Annotated in this window: 14 protein-coding genes and 1 pseudogene; 12 read left to right on the forward strand and 3 right to left on the reverse strand. The window is 64.9% G+C overall.

The features are described from left to right. Positions 1–39 precede the first annotated feature (39 nt). Positions 40–1,260 carry an ROK family transcriptional regulator gene (locus ABIB27_RS11715; protein ID WP_354253900.1) on the forward strand — a complete coding sequence of 407 codons (1,221 nt, stop codon included), beginning with the start codon at positions 40–42 and terminating at the stop codon, positions 1,258–1,260. A 125-nt stretch (positions 1,261–1,385) separates the two neighbouring features. Here the strand turns inward: ABIB27_RS11715 and ABIB27_RS11720 are convergent, their stop codons facing one another. Beyond that, positions 1,386–2,345 carry a D-2-hydroxyacid dehydrogenase family protein gene (locus ABIB27_RS11720; RefSeq protein WP_354253901.1) on the reverse strand — a complete coding sequence of 320 codons (960 nt, stop codon included), beginning with the start codon at positions 2,343–2,345 and terminating at the stop codon, positions 1,386–1,388. A 178-nt stretch (positions 2,346–2,523) separates the two neighbouring features. Between ABIB27_RS11720 and ABIB27_RS11725 the strand changes: the two genes are divergently transcribed. Beyond that, positions 2,524–3,762: an MFS transporter gene (locus ABIB27_RS11725; protein ID WP_502909188.1), complete on the forward strand. Its 1,239-nt coding sequence runs from the start codon at positions 2,524–2,526 to the stop codon at positions 3,760–3,762. A gap of 217 nt (positions 3,763–3,979) precedes the next feature. On the opposite strand, the gene aceB is transcribed toward ABIB27_RS11725, so the two are convergent. Continuing rightward, positions 3,980–5,632 carry a malate synthase A gene (gene aceB, locus ABIB27_RS11730; protein ID WP_354217143.1) on the reverse strand — a complete coding sequence of 551 codons (1,653 nt, stop codon included), beginning with the start codon at positions 5,630–5,632 and terminating at the stop codon, positions 3,980–3,982. 96 nt (positions 5,633–5,728) lie between these two features. Beyond that, the gene (gene aceA / locus ABIB27_RS11735) at positions 5,729–7,060 is read right to left on the reverse strand and encodes an isocitrate lyase (protein ID WP_354217144.1); all 1,332 of its coding nucleotides are present in this window, start codon (positions 7,058–7,060) and stop codon (positions 5,729–5,731) included. A gap of 148 nt (positions 7,061–7,208) precedes the next feature. Between aceA and ABIB27_RS11740 the strand changes: the two genes are divergently transcribed. The 10 genes and pseudogenes from ABIB27_RS11740 to ABIB27_RS11795 form a co-directional block, all read left to right on the forward strand. Beyond that, positions 7,209–8,723: a helix-turn-helix domain-containing protein gene (locus tag ABIB27_RS11740; RefSeq protein WP_354217145.1), complete on the forward strand. Its 1,515-nt coding sequence runs from the start codon at positions 7,209–7,211 to the stop codon at positions 8,721–8,723. Between the two features lie 415 nt (positions 8,724–9,138). Continuing rightward, entirely contained in the window at positions 9,139–9,261 is a 123-nt protein-coding gene (locus ABIB27_RS11745; RefSeq protein ID WP_354217146.1) for a hypothetical protein, read from the forward strand. Positions 9,262–9,625: 364 nt separating this feature from the next. After that, a complete protein-coding gene (locus tag ABIB27_RS11750) occupies positions 9,626–10,990 on the forward strand; it encodes an MFS transporter (RefSeq protein ID WP_354217147.1) in 1,365 nt (454 codons plus the stop codon). Between the two features lie 67 nt (positions 10,991–11,057). Continuing rightward, positions 11,058–11,741, forward strand: a complete 684-nt coding sequence (locus ABIB27_RS11755) for a GntR family transcriptional regulator (RefSeq protein WP_354217148.1) — start codon at positions 11,058–11,060, stop codon at positions 11,739–11,741. Continuing rightward, positions 11,738–12,544, forward strand: coding sequence for an aspartate/glutamate racemase family protein (locus ABIB27_RS11760; protein WP_354217149.1), 807 nt, complete (start codon positions 11,738–11,740; stop codon positions 12,542–12,544). Before ABIB27_RS11755 ends, ABIB27_RS11760 begins: the two co-directional genes overlap by 4 nt. 26 nt (positions 12,545–12,570) lie before the next feature. After that, positions 12,571–13,992: an amidohydrolase family protein gene (locus ABIB27_RS11765; protein WP_354217150.1), complete on the forward strand. Its 1,422-nt coding sequence runs from the start codon at positions 12,571–12,573 to the stop codon at positions 13,990–13,992. 8 nt (positions 13,993–14,000) lie between these two features. Next, positions 14,001–14,726: a maleate cis-trans isomerase family protein gene (locus ABIB27_RS11770; protein ID WP_354217151.1), complete on the forward strand. Its 726-nt coding sequence runs from the start codon at positions 14,001–14,003 to the stop codon at positions 14,724–14,726. Between the two features lie 674 nt (positions 14,727–15,400). Next, positions 15,401–15,712, forward strand: a complete 312-nt coding sequence (locus ABIB27_RS11780; RefSeq protein WP_354217173.1) for a GntR family transcriptional regulator — start codon at positions 15,401–15,403, stop codon at positions 15,710–15,712. Between the two features lie 641 nt (positions 15,713–16,353). Further along, complete coding sequence (locus ABIB27_RS11790) at positions 16,354–18,102, forward strand: pyruvate dehydrogenase (RefSeq protein WP_354217152.1); 1,749 nt, start codon at positions 16,354–16,356, stop codon at positions 18,100–18,102. A gap of 303 nt (positions 18,103–18,405) precedes the next feature. Then, positions 18,406–18,804 (forward strand): annotated as a pseudogene (locus ABIB27_RS11795) (queuosine precursor transporter); the annotation flags it as partial. Positions 18,805–18,852: the final 48 nt, after the last annotated feature.

Genomic DNA, 18,852 nt, shown 5'->3' on the forward strand with positions numbered 1-18,852 from the left:
GGCGTGACATGCAGAAGGACGATGTGTTACTCATGATCCATGAGCCTTACTCCCAGACGCGAGCCCGCCGCAGCCGACATCATCGGGAGTTTGTCCCGCGCCGGGGACCTCTTCCAGCTCCTGCGGGACGGCAAGGCCCGCACGCGGGCTGAGCTCGCCCTCAGCACCGGACTGGCTCGTTCCACCGTTGCCGCGCGCATCGACGCACTGATGGTTTCGGGCCTCGTGGGCCCCGCCGGTGAGGCGCTTTCCAGCGGCGGCAGGCCGCCGTCGCGCTTTGCCTTCAACCCTTCGGCGCGGCTGGTGTTGGCGGTGGACGTCGGGGCAACACATGTGGTCGTGGCTGTGACGGACCTTTGCGGAAAGATCCTCGCCGAGCACCGGTTGGCCCTGCAAGTGGCGGATGGACCCGAAACAGTCTTCGATCAGGTCGTCGCGCAGGGCAAGGAACTGCTGGCAGTTGCGGGGCGCAGCGCCGAGGAACTGGCCGGGATCGGGATCGGTTTGCCGGGCCCGGTGGAGCACGATACCGGCCGGCCGGTGAAGCCCCCCATCATGCCTGGCTGGGACGGGTTCGACGTTGTCCGTTATGTTCAGCGGTCCCTGCCGGTGCCAGTGCTGGTGGACAACGACGTCAATATCATGGCACTGGGGGAGCGGGCCTCGCATTGGTCCGAGCACAGCAACTTCTTCTTTGTAAAGGTCGCCACCGGAATCGGATCCGGCATCATCAGCAACGGTGAACTGCAACGTGGCGCCAACGGCACCGCGGGCGACCTGGGGCACGTCCAGCTGGCGCGCGGAGAAGACGTCCTGTGCGCCTGCGGCAACTACGGGTGCCTCGAGGCGCTCGCATCCGGACCTGCCATCGCTCGCGCGCTCCGGCAACAGGGGCTCGACGCCACCAAAGGCGCGGACGTGCTGCGGCTGGCAGCGGCCGGTAACATGCAGGCCATTCAGGCGCTCCGTCAGGCAGGCCGGGACATCGGCGACGTTCTGGCCACCGTAGTCAACCTGCTCAATCCGTCAGTCATAGTTGTGGGTGGCAGCATCGGTGAATCCGGTGAGCATCTGGTGGCCGGAATCCGGGAGGTGGTCTACCGGCGCTCTCCACCGCTGGCGACATCCCACCTGCGCATCGGCATCTCCATGGCCGGCCAGCGCGCTGCGGTCCGCGGGGCGAGCCAGATGGTCACCCAGTACGTCCTTTCGCCGGCAGTCGTCGAGGCAACCCTCGCCGGGAGTGCCATTACGGGATGAGCCTGGCAGAATCGCTGGAGCTGACAGAATATTCAACCAGGAGGGACGCGTTCCGGGCTTCGTGTCCGCCGACGATCACGACCTCGCCGTCTGGGCTCTCGGACAGTAGGTGCCGGCATACCCCGTCAGCCGGTAATGACCCGCACCGGCGAACCGGCCAGCCATGCCCTGACGTCTTCGAAAGCGCCACCGTAAAACTGCCCGTAACTCTCCTGCGTAACGTATCCGAGGTGCGGTGAGAGCACAGTGTTCGGCGTGCTGAGGAGAGGGTGGGCCGGCGTGATGGGCTCAGCGTCAAACACGTCCAGGGCGGCTCCCCGGATCCAGCCCTCGTTCAGGGCGCGCACCAGGGCGTCCTGCTCAACAAGGGGACCCCGCGATGCGTTCACCAGAAGGCCTTCCGGGCCAAGGAGCCTCAGCTCCGGCTCGCCCACGATCCCCTCGGAACGGGGAGACAGCCGCAGATGGAGGGTGGCGACGTCGGAATTCCGGAAAAGGTCCGCTTTACTGACTTTCTGGACTCCGGCGTCGGCGGCGGCCTCCCCGGTCAGGTTCTGGCTCCAGGCAAGTACTTCCATTCCGAACGCCTGCCCGTAGGCGGCAATTCGCCGCCCGATTTTGCCCAGGCCCACAACACCCAAGGTTTTGCCGGACAGCTCCATCCCCACGGATGTTTGCCACGTGCCGGCCCGCAGCGAGTTCTCCTCGGCCGGGAGGTTCCGGGCCAGCGCCAGGAGCAGGGCCCACGTCAGTTCCGGGGCGGCGGTAAGCGAGCCGGGCGTGCCGCAGACGGTGATGCCAAGGTCTTCTGCCGCGGCCACGTCGATTGCGGCGTTGGCCATGCCGGTGGTCACCAGAAGCTTGAGGCCTGGCAGTTGCTCCAGCACGGAGCGGGGGAACGGGGTTCGCTCCCGCATCGCCACGACGATCTGGAACCCGGTAAGCGCTGCCGCGAGGGCGTCCTCGGACTGGAACGGTTCCCGGAAGACGGACGTGGAGACGCCATTCTTTTCCAGGGCGGACCAGTCGGCGAAGCCGTGCGCCACGTCCTGGTAGTCGTCAAGGATGGCAAGCCGTTGCTGCATGTCTGTTCCTTTGTCCAAGGTCTGCGTGGCGAATACCGTGCACTCCGGTGGGCGGGGTGGCGTGGGTTTATCGTATGCCAGGGCGTCGCTCAGAGTTTTTGTCCAGATAATTCGCGATTCCGTCCTTTTTGGGAGCGTTATCTGGACAAAAACTCAATGACGTCCGGGCGTGATAGCAATGGGAGGTGATGAAACCATTCTTATACCGCGCGGATATATCGTGAGCGGACAGTTCCTTGCGAAGGTTCCAAAGGCCTGGATCCTGCTCGCCTGCATCGGCCTGCTGGCGCTCAACCTGCGCGGACCCTTCGTAGCCGTCGCCCCCGTGGTGGACCTGATGCAGACGGACCTCGGATTTTCCCCTGTCATGCTGGGCCTGCTGACCAGCATCCCGGTGCTGTGTTTCGCGGTGGCCGCCCCGCTGGCCTCCCTGGCCACCCGGAAACTCGGCGCCGAGTTCGCCGTCTCCCTTACCATCCTGGGCGTGCTGGCCGGCGTCATTGTCCGCTCGGCTGGCGGCGCGGGGCCGGTGGTGGTGGGTACGGTGATGATCGGCCTGGCCATCACGGTGGGTAACATCGCGGTGCCGTTGATTATCCGCCGGGATTTCTCCCCGTGGCGGCAGGGAACCGCCATGGGCGTGTACACGGCGGCGTTGAATATCGGGTCGTTCCTGACGTCGATGGTCACGGCGCCCCTGGCCGAGCTTGCCGGTTGGCGGGTGGCTCTGGTGTCTGTGGGCATCCTGGCGGTGGTGGCCATTGTTTTCTGGACGCTCGCCGTGGGTGCCCGCACCGCGTTTGTCCCGTCCGGGGCCGTAGTCAGCGGCGGGCAGGAGCATTCCCCTGTCAGCGGATCCGGCTGGATTACTGCCGGGCTGACCCTGGGTTTCGCCGGCCAGGCCTTTTCCTATTACGCGGTGACTGCGTGGCTGCCGAGCTACCTCCACGATGAGCTGGGCATGTCCGCCTCGGAGGCGGGAGCGGGTTCGTCGTTGTTCCAGATCTTCGCGATCGTCGGTGGCCTGGGAGTGCCGTTCGCGGCCAAGTACTTCAGTACGACGACGACGGCAGTCACCGTGGGGCTCCTGTGGACGGCCGTGCCGGCCGGGCTGCTGCTGGCACCGCAGCTGTGGTGGCTGTGGTCCACTTTCGGCGGCATCGCGCAGGGCGGCGGGATCACGCTGATCTTCATCGCCATCATCAAACTGGCCCGGGACCAGGCGTCCGCCGGCCGGATGTCCGCCACGGTCCAAGGATTGGGCTACTGCTTCGGGGCGGTGGCCCCGCCGCTGGTGGGGTTCGTGCACGACGCCTCGGGTTCCTGGACTCTGGCGCTGTTGGTCATTCTGGGTTCCGTGCTGATGTTCTTCGTCTGCACAACGCTCTCTGTGCGGCTGGTGCCGAAAGGACGCTGACGCGCCCCGCCGTCGTCGTCCGGCCGCTTACCGCACTTCCTTCCCTCTCTCAGATCCTGCAAGTGAGAGAGCGCCGGCGAGTGCACCCGCCTGGGTAGGCGTGTCCCGTTGTCGCCTCATTTCTGGAGGGGTGTTCCGTCGCCGGGCCGGCTCCCCGGATCTCGGGGTGCCTGTTGCGAAGGGCGTGCCTGCCCGGCTGACGGAAATCTGTGCGGCTTTAGGCCGCGGTGAGCTCTTCCGGGGTTGCCTTTTCCCGTGCCTCGGTGAGGTAGCGGGCGTAGGCGGGGAGGGTCAGGAAGGACGGGAAGTCCTGGCTGAGGGTGACTTCCTCGAAGATGTCGCGGGCGTCTTCGAAGCGGTCGCCGTCGAAGCGTTCCAGGCGTGCGAACTCTTCGTCGAGCAGCTCCTCGATCCAGTGGTGGGTGATGATTTCGCCGTGGTCGGTGATGGCGCTGGCGAACATCCACTGCCACAGCTGTGAGCGGGAGATTTCCGCGGTGGCGGCGTCTTCCATGAGGTTGTGGATGGCCACGGCACCGTTCCCGCGCAACCAGGACTCGATGTAGCGTAGGCCCACCTCGATGTTGTTCCGGATGCCCTGCTCGGTGATGGTGCCTTCGGTGGCGGCCACGTTGATGAGGGCGGCGTCGTCCGGGGTGACGTCCTCGCGGGTGCGGTCCAGCTGGTTGGGTGTGCTGCCCAGGATGGAATCGAACACCTCGCGGCAGACCGGCACCAGGTCCGGGTGGGCTACCCAGGAGCCGTCGAAGCCGTCGTTGGCCTCGCGGGTCTTGTCCGCGCGGACCTTCTCGAACGCGTTGGTGTTGGCTGCTTCGTCCCTACGGTTGGGGACCGCGGCGGCCATCCCGCCGATGGCCATGGCGCCGCGCTTGTGGCAGGCACGGACCAGCTGTTCGGTGTATGCCCGCATGAACGGCTGGGTCATGGTCACCTGGGCGCGGTCCGGCAGGACGAACCGGGGGCCGCGGGTGCGGAAGTTCTTGATCAGAGAGAAAATGTAGTCCCAGCGGCCGGCGTTCAGGCCCGCGGCGTGGTCCCGCAGTTCGTAGAGGATCTCCTCCATTTCGAACGCGGCGGTGATGGTCTCGATCAGCACGGTGGCGCGGATGGTGCCCTGCGGGATGCCGAGCAGGTCCTGGGCCAGGATGAAAACGTCGTTCCACAGGCGTGCTTCGAGGTGGGTCTCGATCTTCGGCAGGTAGAAGTACGGGCCCTTGCCCTGGGCCAGGAGGCGCCGGGCGTTGTGGAAGAAGAACAGGCCGAAGTCCACGATGCCGCCGGCCACGGGAGCGCCGTCGATAATCATGTGCTTCTCGGGCAGGTGCCAGCCGCGGGGGCGGACCACGATGGTGGGCAGTTCACTGGCCGGGCGGAGCTTGTACTCCTTGCCCTCCGGCGACGTGAAGTCGATCCGGCGTTCCAGCGCATCGGTGAGGTTCAGCTGGCCCTTGATGACGTTCCGCCACGTGGGGGTGGAGGAATCCTCCATGTCCGCGAGCCACACCTTGGCGCCCGAGTTCAGCGCGTTGATGGTCATTTTCTTATCCACCGGTCCGGTGATCTCCACGCGGCGGTCCTCCAGGCCGGGAGCGGGGGGAGCGACGCGCCACGACGGATCGTTGCGGATGTCCTCGGTCTCGCGGAGGAACCCGGGGTCCTGTCCGGCGGCGATCTCGGCGCGGCGGGTCCGGCGCGCCTGCAGCAGTTCCTGCCGCCGACCGGCCGTGGCCCGGTGCAGCCTTGCGACAAACTCCAAAGCATCCGGAGTAAGTACCTCGTCCTGCCGGCAAATGGGCTGTGCGGTCAAGGTAATGCCGTTGATGGCGAAGTTGTCAGTGAAGGTGTTCATTTCAATCTCCTTAAAGACTAAAAGGGGAGTTCGACGGCAGGCAGAGGATCGTCCGGTCCGCCGGCGGACGCACGCGCCGCCGTCGAGCGCTAAGTTCTAGTGGAACTGGCCTTCCTCGGTGGATCCCACCAGGGCAAGGGTGGATGCGTTCGGGTTGAGCGCAGTAGCAATGTCGTCGAAGTAGCCGGTGCCGACTTCGCGCTGGTGCTTGGTCGCGGTGTAGCCGCGGGACTCGGAGGCGAATTCCTTCTCCTGGAGCTCGACGTAGGCACTCATGCCTTCACGGGCGTAGCCGTGGGCGAGATCGAACATCGAGTAGTTCAGGGCGTGGAAGCCGGCCAGGGTGATGAACTGGAACGTGAAGCCCATGGCGCCGAGTTCACGCTGGAACTTGGCAATGGTGGCGTCGTCCAGGTGCTTGCGCCAGTTGAACGACGGCGAGCAGTTGTAGGAGAGCATCTGGTCCGGGAAATCGGCCTTGACGGCTTCGGCGAACTTGCGGGCGAGTGCGAGGTCCGGGGTGCCCGTCTCCATCCAGATGAGGTCGGAGTAGGGGGCATAGGCCTTGGCGCGGGCGATGCAGGGTTCGATGCCGTTGCGGACCTTGTAGAAGCCTTCCGGGGTACGGACCGGCTGTCCCCCTTCGCGGAGGACGAATTCCTGGTCGCGGGGATCGACGTCGGAGGTGATCAGGGTGGCTGCCTCGGCGTCGGTACGGGCGATGACGACGGACGGGGTACCGGCGACGTCGGCGGCCAGGCGGGCGGCATTCAGGGTGCGGACGTGCTGCTGGGTGGGAATGAGCACCTTGCCGCCGAGGTGGCCGCACTTCTTTTCGGAGGCGAGCTGGTCTTCCCAGTGCACGCCTGACGCGCCGGCCTGGATCATGGATTTCATGAGTTCGTAGGCGTTCAGCGGACCACCAAAGCCGGCTTCGGCGTCGGCGACGATCGGGACCATCCAGTCCTCAACAGTCTGGACGCCTTCGGAGAACTCGATCTGGTCCGCGCGGAGCAGAGCGTTGTTGATGCGGCGGACCACTGTGGGAACCGAGTTGGCCGGGTACAGCGACTGGTCCGGGTAAGTGTGGCCGGAATTGTTGGCGTCGGCGGCGACCTGCCAGCCGGAGAGGTAGATGGCGCGGAGGCCCGCCTTGACCTGCTGCACAGCCTGGTTGCCGGTCAGGGCGCCCAAAGCGTTGGTGTACCCGCCGGTCTTGTGCTCTTCGGTGAGCTGCTTCCACAGCTTCTCGGAACCGCGGCGGGCCAGCGTGTGTTCTTCGGAGACCCGGCCGCGGAGTTTGACGACGTCCGTTGCCTTGTAGTCACGGGTCACACCTTGCCAGCGGGGATTGGCGGACCACTCGAGCTCCAAGGCGGCGGCCTGCTCTTCGGGCGTCTGCTGGGTGGGCTCAAATGCTGCAGTCATCGTTGTCTCCTTGATTTGTGCTCCGGAATCGTGGGCGGGAACCGCGCCGTCGCGGTCCCCGCAGGCTGTCCCGGTGCGGTGTTTCTTTCCGTGATCTCCACTTTTCAGCACTTCCAAACACTTCTCTAGAGGAAAACCGTGGAAAGAAATGCGTTTCTTCGCGTATCCTCAAGAAATGTCCCCTTCAAGCTGGAGCCGCGAAGTTGCACCGCCGCCGTCGTCCGCTGCCTCCCCGGAACTGGACGTCATCAGCCTTGGCCGCCGCGTGCGTCATCTGCGCAAGCAGGCCGGCTACACGCTCGATGACCTGGGCGCCGCCGTCGGGACCGCCCCCAGCCAGTTGAGCCTGATCGAAAACGGCAAACGGGAGCCCAAGCTGTCCCTGCTCCAAGGGCTGGCCGCGGCCCTGAACGTGAGCATCGATCAGCTGCTTGGCGCCGAGCCGCCCAACCGGCGTGCGGCACTGGAAATTGAGCTGGAACGCTACCAGCGCGGACCCCTGTATGAGTCACTGAACCTGCCCAAAATCCGCATCAGCTCGCGCCTCCCGCTCGATGTTCTGGAGGCACAGGTGGGGCTGCTGCACGAGCTCGAACGCAAGCTGAACGAGCAGGTGGCGACGCCGGAAGAAGCGCGCCGCGCAAACGGTGAACTGCGTGCCATGATGCGAGAGCGCGGCAACTATTTTCAGGAGTACGAGGCTGAGGCCCAGAAGGTGCTCGGCCTGGTGGGTTACACCGCTGGACCGCTCAGCCAGCACGTGATCGCCGACATCGCCGAAAAGCTCGGATTCACCCTCCACCACGTGGGCGATCTGCCGCATTCCACCCGTTCGGTAACCGATTTGAAGAACCACAGAATTTACCTGACGCAGAGCCAGCGGCAGGACCACGACCCCCGTTCGGTCCTCCTGCAGGCGCTGGGGCACTACGTTTTGGGGCATGAGACGCCGAAAAACTACGGCGACTTTCTGGCCCAACGGGTTGCGACAAACTACTTCGCGGCAGCGCTGCTGTTGCCGGAGCATGCCACTGTGGACTTCCTGCAGAAGGCCAAGGCCGCCAAGGAAATCGCCGTCGAGGACATCCGGGACGCCTTTGCCGTCTCCTATGAGACCGCGGCGCACCGCTTCACCAACCTGGCCACGCGGCACCTGGGCATCACCACCCACTTCCAGAAGACCCACCAGAGCGGCATCATCTATAAGGCCTACGAGAACGACGGCGTGACGTTCCCGATGGACCATACCGGCGCGATCGAGGGCCAGCCATCGTGCAAGGCGTGGACGTCGCGGGCGGTGTTCGATGTGCCGGACAAGTTCAGCGCCTACAGCCAGTACACCGACACACCCTCAGGAACATATTGGTGCACCGCACGGACTGAGCGCTCGGCCAACGGCGAGTTTTCGTTGTCGATCGGGGTGCCGTACCAGCATGTTAAGTGGTTCCGCGGCCGGGAAACCACGGCCCGGGAAAAGTCCACGTGCCCCGATCCGAACTGCTGCAAGCGGCCGCCCGCTTCGCTTGCATCCGAGTGGGCCGGCAACGCCTGGCCCTCCGCCCGTGCGCACTCGCACCTGCTCGCCGCGATGCCGCCCGGCGCGTTCCCCGGTGTGGACGAGACCGAGGTGTACAGCTTCCTCCAGGCCCACTCGGGGAGCTGACCCGAGCTCCGGCGTCCGGCCAATCAGGCTCCAGCCGTTCCCGGCCGGAGGGCAAGGAATGCATCTTCGATGCCTCCAACCTCGCGGAGTTCTACCGTGGACGCGCCCAGAGCGTGGCGTCCGGTGCACCGGCCCCGCTGGGACCGGGCCCTGTCTGGTCACCGGGGGCCCGCAAGGAAGCTGGAGAAGCGTCCATGAGGACCTACAGCCCGCGCCCTGAAGAACCGACGGTACCCCGGTGAAACCCGTGGCAGCTCAGCCGGCGGTCGATCTTCGGGTCACGACGTAGGAGGTTCTGAGATGTACAGCGATATCGGGCGATTCAGCACAGCGCCCGCTGCCGGCGACAGAGAGATACCTGTCGGAAGGTCGGCGGAAGAGCAGAAGCCACTAGAACTGGTCTACGGCTCAACCGATGGGTTTCCTGCTGGAGCAGGTACTCCTCGGCATCGACCTGCGCGGCGCCCGACGATTCGGCCGCCTGGACACTGACTGGAACCACGGGATTCTCTTGGGTTTCATTTCTCGCAAGTCATAAGTTCCGCGCCTTTTGCGTGGTGCGGTGCAGCCGTGGCTTTGATGGGCACCCCTCACGCATGGACGAGAGTGCTGACGGGGTAGCGATGACGCGCCAGGTCCGCCACGGCTGTCACAATTCGTTTCCAAACACTTTCTGGCCGGATTTAGCGAAATGTCTTGACAGTGGCGTACATCACTCGTATCTTGATTATGGGATCCCAATTTGGGATCCCAAAGACGGGAGCTAACCGGTGCGCTCCTGTTTGTACGCGAGTTTCAGCTTTTGTCCCCGTACCCGCTGGCCGATTCCCTTGCCTTCCCGGGCCGCCAGTTCCCATCCGTACCTTCCCCCCATCCGTAAACTTCCCCGTGAAGGAGAAGCTGTGTCCATTCCACACACCGAAACAGCGGCGTCGTCCCTTGAAGGCCCGTCCACAGATGCAACCACGCTCGAACCACAGAAGGACGGGGTGCAGCGCCGCACCAACGTCCGCTGGAAAATGTTCCTGCTCCTGCTGGTCCTCGTCGCCGTGAATTACATCGACAGGGGTTCCATCTCGGTGGCCCTGCCGATCATCCAGAAGGAATTCAATCTCGCCCCCGAGCTGGTCGGCCTGCTGCTGTCCGCCTTCTTTTGGACCTACGCCCTGATGCAGATCCCGGTCGGATTGTTGATTGACAAATTCGGGCCCCGCAGGGTCATGACCGCGTCCTGCATCGGCTGGGGTGCGGCTACGGCCGCCTCCGGTATGGCAGGCGGCTTCCTAAGCATGTTCATCGCCCGCATGGGCATCGGCGTCACCGAGGCGGGCGTGATGCCCGCCGGCGGAAAGCTGAACGCCATCTGGATGCACAAGTCCGAACGTGGCCGCGGTGCCACCATTCTGGATGCAGGTGCTCCCCTCGGCGCCGGGCTCGGCGGCATCCTTATCGCAGGGCTGATTGCATCGACCGGAAGCTGGCGCTGGTCCTTCGTGATTGCAGGTGCTGCCACTGTGCTCATGGGCCTGGCCGTCTGGTGGTACGTCAGGGACAATCCCCGCGAACACCGCGGCGTCAACGAAGCCGAAGCCGCCTACATCGAGGCCTCCCACGCAGCAGAGGACGCTGAGGCGAAGCTCGACGGCAGCCAGGGCAAACGGGCCCTGCTCCCCTACCTGAAGTTCCGGTCTTTCTGGGCCATGTGCTTCGGCTGGCTGGGCTTCAACGGCGTTTTTTACGGCTTGCTGACGTGGGGGCCGCTGTATCTGGCCCAGGCCAAGGGCTTTGACCTTAAGACCATCGGCTGGTCCACCTTTGTGATTTTCGGGGCCGGTTTTGTCGGAGAAATCCTCGGCGGCACCATCGCGGACAAGTGGCGCAACTCCGGAGCCTCGGCCAACCTCGTTATGCGGACCCTCCTGGGCATCTCCAGCGTCGTGGTGATCGGCGGACTCATCGGAGTGACCGTTGTTGCCGACTCGACGACCGCCGTTGTTCTGCTGTCAGTGGTGATGTTCTTCCTCCGCTGGGTAGGTTTGTTCTGGAGCATCCCGTCCATCCTCGGCGGCCGGACGAACGCCGGCGTCCTGGGCGGCGCCATGAATTTCAGCGGCAACATCGCCGGCTTCGTCACCCCCATAGCCGTGGGCCTGATCGTGGGCGCCACCGGTTCCTACACCTGGGCGCTGCTGTACTTCGTGGGATCCGCAATCATCATGGGCGCCTCGGTGCTGACGCTGAACTACAACAAGCGCCTGCCTGTCTAAGCTAGCGAGATGCACCTGTTCCTGAAGCCGGGAACGCACTGCCACAAAAGAACCCGAATGGAGCATCATGCTTGCCGCAGAAAAATCCCAGGACAAGGAACGCCCCCTCCGCGAGGCTGTCCGGGATACGCTCCGCACGAGGATCTTTGAGGGGCATTACGTTCCCGGCACCAGGCTGGTGGAGCGGGACCTAGCCGCCGAGTTCAACGTGTCGCGCCTTCCCATCCGGGAAGCGCTGCGCATGCTGCGCCAGGAAGGTCTCATCAGTGACCGTGGTGCCCGCGGAGTCGAAGTCAGTACGCTGAGCCCCAAGGATGTCGAGGATCTCTTCGACGTCCGGCAGTCACTTGAGGTACTGGCTTGCCGTCTGGCCGCGGCCCGCGCCACCGCCGAAGACCTCGACGGCCTCAAAAGTTTGCTGGACGAGGCCGACCGCTGCCTGGCCATGGGCGCGGTCATGGACGCCCACCGGGCGAACAGCGAATTCCACGATGCCATCACCCGGATCGCGGACAACGGCTTCCTCAAGTCCGCGCTGGAACCCCTTCAGGGCCGGATGCACTGGCTCTTCCGCCATGTGAGCGACCTGCCGGAACTCATCGAAGAGCACCGGGCCCTCTATACCGCCATCGCCAGCGGCGACCCGGATCGCGCAGCCATCCAGTCGGCGTCGCACATCGACAAATATCGTGACCAATTTCCGGAGGACTTCCGCCGGACAGAACCCACCCTTCATCGGAAGACCTTATGAAACTTCTTGTTATCAACCCCAATATCAGCGAGGACGTTACCGCCCTGATCGAAGCTGAGGCCCTGCGCTCTGCCTCCGCTGGAACCGAACTCGTGGTCCGCACCGCCGGTCATGGTGTGGAGTACATTGAAACCCGTTTTGAATCGCTGATCGCAGCGAGCGCGGTGGCCGAAATTATTGCCGAATATACCCAGGTCCCGGGCCTGATCGACGGCGTCGTCGTGGCCGCTTTCGGCGATCCAGGCATGCCGGCGCTGAAGGAACTCGCCGATGTCCCCGTTATCGGGATTACCGAGGCGGCCCTCTGCGCGGCGGCCCTGCAGGGACACCGCTTCTCCATCATTGCCATCTCGGACCGGATCCGGCCGTGGTACCTGGACTGCGTGGAACGCTTCGGCCTTGGTGGCCGACTGGCATCGATCCGCTCCATCAACGAGTCCTTGAACGGGATCGGCTCCGTGCAGCAGGACTTCAAGGAAACCCTGCTGGCGCTGAGCCGGCAGGCCGTCGCCGAGGACGGCGCCGACGTCGTGATCCTTGCCGGGGCGCCGCTCGCCGGGCTGGCCCGCGAACTTCGAGGCCAGATCCCGGTTCCGGTGGTGGACGGCATCTCCGCCGGCATTCGCATGGCGGAGGCCGTCGTCGCCCTGGATTCCGGTCTCCACCGCGCCGGCGCCTTCGCGCCGCCGCCGGCAAAAGACCGCCGCGGCCTCACCAAGGCCCTGGACGCCGCCCTCACCACCGCGCAGAACCCCGCCCGCAGCGCCAGCCGCCAGCCGGCCACGCCCGCACCGGCCAACTAGTTACTTCAAAACTTAGGAGGACCACCATGTCCGACACCCCAGAACTCGTCATCGCCAATGGCACCGTGGTCAACAGTTTCGGCCGCCAGCAGGTCCACGTTGTGATCCGGGAAGGCCTTATCCATGAGCTCGTGGACGCCGCCGAGCCCGTCCCCGCCGGCACGCGTATCATCGATGCCGCCGGCCGGCTCGTTATCCCCGGCGGCGTCGACGGACACTGCCACGTCGCCCAAATAACCGGGCGGTTCCGCACCCTCGATGACTACCGGACCACATCGACCGCCGCCCTGTGGGGCGGCACAACCACCATCATCGACTTCGGTATCCCCCGCGATGCCCGGGAAACCCCGCTCGCGGCCGTCCTGCACAAAAAGGAACTGGCCCGGGAGTCCCGCTGCGACGTCGCACTGCACGGCTCAGTGGTCAGCTGGGACGAAACGGTGCCGTGGCAACTGGAGCAACTAGCCGCCGAGGGCGTCCGGTCCGTGAAGATGTACACCACCAACCGCGGCACCACCATGGCCAACGGAGACACCATCCTCAAGGTCATGCGCGAGATGGTCCGGCTGGACGGCCTGACCTACATCCACGCCGAACACGACCCCATCATCGCGGACTGCACCGCGCAGCACGCCGACGACGGCCGGATCGGCATCGAACACCTGCACCGCACCCGCCCCGAATTGGCTGAAGAAGTCTCGGTCAAGGAAATCCTGGCCATGGCCGCATACACCGGCGCCCCCGTCTACTTTGTGCACCAGTCCACCCCGGGCGCCGTGGACCTGGTCACCGAGGCCCGCAGCCACGGCCAGGAGGCCTACTCCGAAACCTGCCCGCACTACCTCACCCTCGACGACAGCGTCTACGGCTCGGTAATGCCGGAGTGGTACGCCTGCTGCCCGCCCATGCGCAGTCCGGAGACGGTCGCCGCGCTCCGGAAACGGCTCGCCGACGGCGCCATCGACACTGTCGCCTCCGACCACTCCTGCTACGACCTCACACAAAAGCGGGAACGAACCGACGACATCCGCGAAATGCCCCACGGGCTCCCGGGCGTCGAAACCCGGATGCCGGTCACCTTCACCGCCATGACCTCCGCCGGGGCCAGCGTCGAAGACTTCGTAGAAGCGTTCTCCGCAGCACCGGCGCGTATCAACGCTGTTCCAGGCAAGGGGCGCATCGCGGAAGGATTCGACGCCGACCTGGTCATCTTCGACCCCGCCGAAGAGCGCACCGTGGACGGCAACGCACTCCACATGGGCACCGACTTCTCCCCGTTTGACGGCAAGGTACTGGCCGGCTGGCCCGCCACCGTCATTTCTGCCGGTCATGTGGTGCTCGATGCCGACGGTTTCCACGATCCAGGGGCTGTTGGCCGCTTTGTGGCCCGCGACGGCTTCCGGCAGCACCAGTCCAACGCCCCCTTCACGCACGCCGCCACTCTTTAGGACACCCGATGCCATCAACAACCCGACCCCGTCGGATCGGCATGATCGTGCCATCCTCAAACACCTGCCTTGAGCCCCAGACCTACCGCATCCTTGGGGACCGGAGGGACGTCACTATCCATTTCACCCGCATCCCTGTCACCCGGATAGCTTTGGACGACTCGTCGGACCGGCAGTTCGACCCAGCAGTCATGCGGGAAGCCGCGCAACTGCTTGCGACGGCGGACGTGGACGTGATCGCCTGGAACGGGACCTCCGGTTCCTGGCTGGGTGCGGCCCACGATCAGGAGCTGGTCAAGGAAATCACAGATGCCACCTGCGTTCCCGCCACCACCTCCACACTGGCGTACCTGGAAGCGTTCCGGACACTCGGCACGGAACGGATCGGCCTTTTCACGCCATATACCGAGGATGTAAATCACGAGGTAATCGCTTCCTACGAGCGGGAAGGGATCAAGACAACCGGCCACCGGGCACTGGGCTTAAGTGACAACGAATCCTTCGCCCGAGTTACCGCGGAGGAGATGAGGCCAGGCTCCCTGGAACTCGCAGCTACCGCCCCCGACGCACTGGTCTACCTGTGCACCAACCTCTACGGCGCCAACATCACGGCCGAAATCGAAGAAAGCACCGGAATTCCCGTCCTGGACTCCGTGGCCGTAACGCTCTGGCACGCCCTTAAAATCGCGGGCGCACCCCTCCTGGACCCGCGCTGGGGCAAACTGCTGACATAGCAAGAGCCATCGGCGACCTTGCATAAACCACAACTTGAAGCGTCGATGACACCTCCCGGGCTACCCTCTCGTGGCCCGCGAGCCTTCATACCAGCAACTTCTAAGATCCGTATAGCCCATATCCAGACGGGAGCGTCACCGGGAGCTCTCCGGGTGACGCGCCCGTCGGGGTAAGAAGTTCCGCTTGAGCTCCCGCTGCGATGGTAGTGCGTTTGCCGGATGGCGGCAGCGTCCCAAATGAAGGTCGTGCCAGCAGTTGCCCTCTGAGGGGCCGATGACAGCCCTGCAGCGCGAGCGCCGCCGGAAACGTACTAGGCGTGCCCGGGGAAAGACGGACCCCGCCGGGTGGGGCATCTTCCCGCCGACCGCCCGGAATGCTACACATGACCTTGGCCCGTCACACCAGGGGTGGCTGGCAAAATGTGGAATATCCGACGTTAAGGTTTTCGGATCGTCGCCGTGGCCGGTATTTGCCGGGTTGCTGTGGTTGGGTCGTGGCCAGGTGCAGTCTCCGGTGAGGTTGATGTCTTCCCAACCCAGGAGCGGGAGGAATCGCAGGGGGTCCGGGTTTGTGGTGTTGCCCCGCTGTCCGAGGTGGTGATGGTGCGGTCGCGGTAAACCGTTTTCCAGAGGAGGACGGCTTCGTTGAAACATCCCCCCGCCGGGGTGCGGCGGTGCGTCGGCTCACGCTCACCGATGTCAACGAACTCTTTGACGTCCGGCTCTGCCTCAAAACTTTCGCGGCACGCACCGCATCGGTCCGCGTCGCGGAGGGGCAATCCCTGAAGCCACTTTTCGGCCGCATGCGCTGGATCTTCGGCCTCGCCCACAACCGCAGCAACGAGCTTCAGCGTGACGAGCACGTGGAGTTCTGCGGCGCCATCCTCAAAGGCCGGCCCGATTTGGCCTATTCCCTGGTGTATTCGCATATCGAACTTGGCCGTGAACCGGTCCTTGCCGGGCTCGCCCACACGCTCGCGCCATAGGCGGCCCAGTGCCCCACCGCAGGCTTCACGCCGGCCGCAGTTGCAAACAATGGCTGGCAGTCGCCTTTCGACTGGTTCTGTCCGGCAATGACGCCTTGCTATGTCAACGTCGTTCAGGACCACTGGGCCGGCGAACGGAAGCTGATCGGCTCCGCTGACTTTCCAATCGAAAACTGCCGTGATGTTGCTCCTTTCCGCCCACCGTGAGTGCCTCAGCAAGGACCGCCTGGATGGTGGGCAGCCGGAGGCTCGGACGGGCCGGGTCCACGGCCGCGGTCGCAGCCTCCGGTGTGAGCCCGTGGCGGCGGCGCGGGGAGTGCTGGAAACGATGACGGGGTTGGTCGAACTCATGAGATGTTCTCTTGCACAGTCGGGACTGGTGGTGTCGTTCTGCGGCTGAGGAGGTCATAGCCTGCCATCGAGGGTGGGTGCCGGTTATCCGGCGGCAGGCCAGCAACGGCAGCTGCCGAATTGGCCAGCCAGAGCTGGGTGAGGCTGACAAGTCGGTGCTCACGCAGATCCGTTGGTGCACCGGAAACGCATTCGGGCCGGACCCACCACCGGGCCCCGGTGTCGGACCGGGCGGGCAGACTATATTGGCCAGTGTCAGCTCATCGATCCATCTCGCGGGAGCGTGCACCATGGCCAAGGAACTAGCCACCCAGCTCGTCGAACAACTCCAGGCTGCCGGCGTGCAGCGGATCTACGGGATCGTCGGCGACAGCCTGAACCCGATCGTGGACGCCGTCCGGAAGACCGGCGGCGCCGTCAAGGGCGGGATCGACTGGATCCACGTCCGGCACGAGGAAGCCGCCGCCTTCGCTGCCGCCGCGGAAGCCCAGCTGACCGGCAGGCTGGCGGTCTGCGCAGGATCCTGCGGCCCGGGCAACCTCCACCTGATCAACGGACTGTACGACGCGAACCGGTCCGGGGCTCCCGTGCTGGCCATCGCCTCGCACATCCCCAGCAAACAGATCGGCAGCAGCTACTTTCAGGAAACCCATCCGGACCGGCTCTTCAACGAATGCTCGGTCTACTCGGAACTGGTCAGCACGGCCGAGCAGGCGCCGCGCGTGATGCACAGCGCCATCCAGCATGCTGTCGGCATCGGGGGAGTCGCCGTCGTCACACTTCCCGGCGATATCGCCGGACTTGGAGCGGCAGCCGAAGCACCGCTGCCTGCCACCTTCCGGCGCGCCACGCTCACCCCGGACCCCGCCAGCGTTCGGCAGCTGGCCGATGCGATCAATGAAGCCGGAAAGGTGGCGATTTTCGCCGGCGCAGGCGTTGAAGGTGCCCACGACGAACTGATCTCGCTCGCGGAACTGATCAACGCCCCCATCGGCCACTCGCTGCGCGGCAAGGACTTCGTCCAGTACAACAACCCGTACGACATCGGAATGACTGGCCTGCTGGGCTACGGCGCCGCTGCCGAAGGGATCGAGGACGCTGACCTGCTGATTCTGTTGGGCACCGACTTTCCCTACGACCAGTTCCTGCCGGAAACCCGGACCGCCCAGGTGGACCGGGCAGCCCACCGGCTGGGCCGGCGGACCGACGTCGACGTCGCAGTCCACGGCGACGTGCTGCCCACCCTCGCCGCCCTGATGCCGTTGCTGAAGCCAAAAAAGAGCCGCCGGTTCCTGGACCAGATGCTCAAAAAGCACGACAGGCTGATGAACAAATCTGTGCGCGCCTACACCCGCAAGGTGGAGAAGAAGCAGCCGATCCACCCCGAATACGCGGCGTCCCTCTTGGACCAGGTAGCGGCTGAGGATGCCATTTTCACTGCGGACACCGGCATGTGCAACGTCTGGACCGCCCGGTATATCAACCCGCTCGGCACCCGCCGGCTGATCGGCTCCTACCTGCACGGGTCCATGGCCAACGCGCTCCCGCACGCTATCGGCGCGCAGCTGGCCTTTCCGGGCCGGCAGGTGGTCTCCGTGTCCGGTGACGGCGGCCTGTCCATGCTGCTCGGCGAGCTCATTACGGTCGCCGCCCATAAACTGCCCGTCAACGTGGTGGTCTTCAACAATTCGACGCTGGGTATGGTGAAGCTCGAAATGCTGGTGGACGGGCTTCCCGACTTCGGCGTGGACGTGCCCGACGCCGACTACGCCGCCGTCGCCCGGGCCCTGGGTTTCCACGCCGTACGGGTCACGGAGCCTACACAGATCGAGGGGGCATACCGCGCAGCGTTCGCCCACCAGGGCCCCTCACTGGTGGAACTGATCACCGATCCCCAGGCGCTCTCGATTCCGCCCAAGGTTTCTGGGTCCCAGGTGCTCGGTTTCACCACGGCCATGTCCAAAGTGGTGCTGAACCGCGGTGCGGGCGAGGCCGTCAGCATGGCCCGCAGCAACCTGCGGAACATTCCCCGGCGATGAGTTCGGCCGCCCCTCCAGACGCTCTCGGAGATCCTGCAGGAAAAACCTAAACGCTCTCTCACTATCTTATGAAAGTGAGAGAGCGTTTGGAAAACCTGCATTAAGTGAGAGAGCGTCCGGGGTGGGGTGGGGACTGACTTAGCGCGCGCCGCCCTGCCAGAGGCAGCCGTCCCGCTCGAAGCGGCCCCGCAGGTAGGCGCCGACGAAGCCGGAAGCCCCGGCGAGTACCACGGTGATTATTGCGTTCATGTCTTCTCCCATGCTGGTCAGTCGCGGATGCTGCGGCTCAGGCAGAGGACATCGTTCAGCACCTCAAAGCCGGCGGCCCTTGAAATCGCACTTGGCCCCGTTCCGCAAATTGTGCTCGCCTCACTGCTGGCATTCCTCGCCGGGCAGACCATCAACTCCTGGATCCTGGTGAAGATGAAGGCCCGGTCAGGGGAGAAATCCCTCTGGGCGCGCCTGATGGGCTCCTCCGGCGCAGGCGAATTCGTGGACACCTTGATCTTCTGCAGCATCGCCGCGTCCGTCATCGGCATCACCGACTTCGGCACGTTTGTGAACTACGTGGTGGTGGGCTTCGCCTACAAGACCCTCGTGGAGGTCCTGTTCGTCCCCGTGACGTCCCTGGTGATCGGCTGGATCAAAAAGCGCGAACCCAGCTACGGCGCCCCGACGGCAGCTGTGACGAACGCCGCGTAGCTGCCGCCCGGCGTCGTATCTTCCAGCTGCGGCGAGACCGCCGGAACG

This window comes from Arthrobacter sp. UYEF21, assembly GCF_040546085.1.
In the GTDB taxonomy this organism is placed as follows: domain Bacteria; phylum Actinomycetota; class Actinomycetes; order Actinomycetales; family Micrococcaceae; genus Arthrobacter.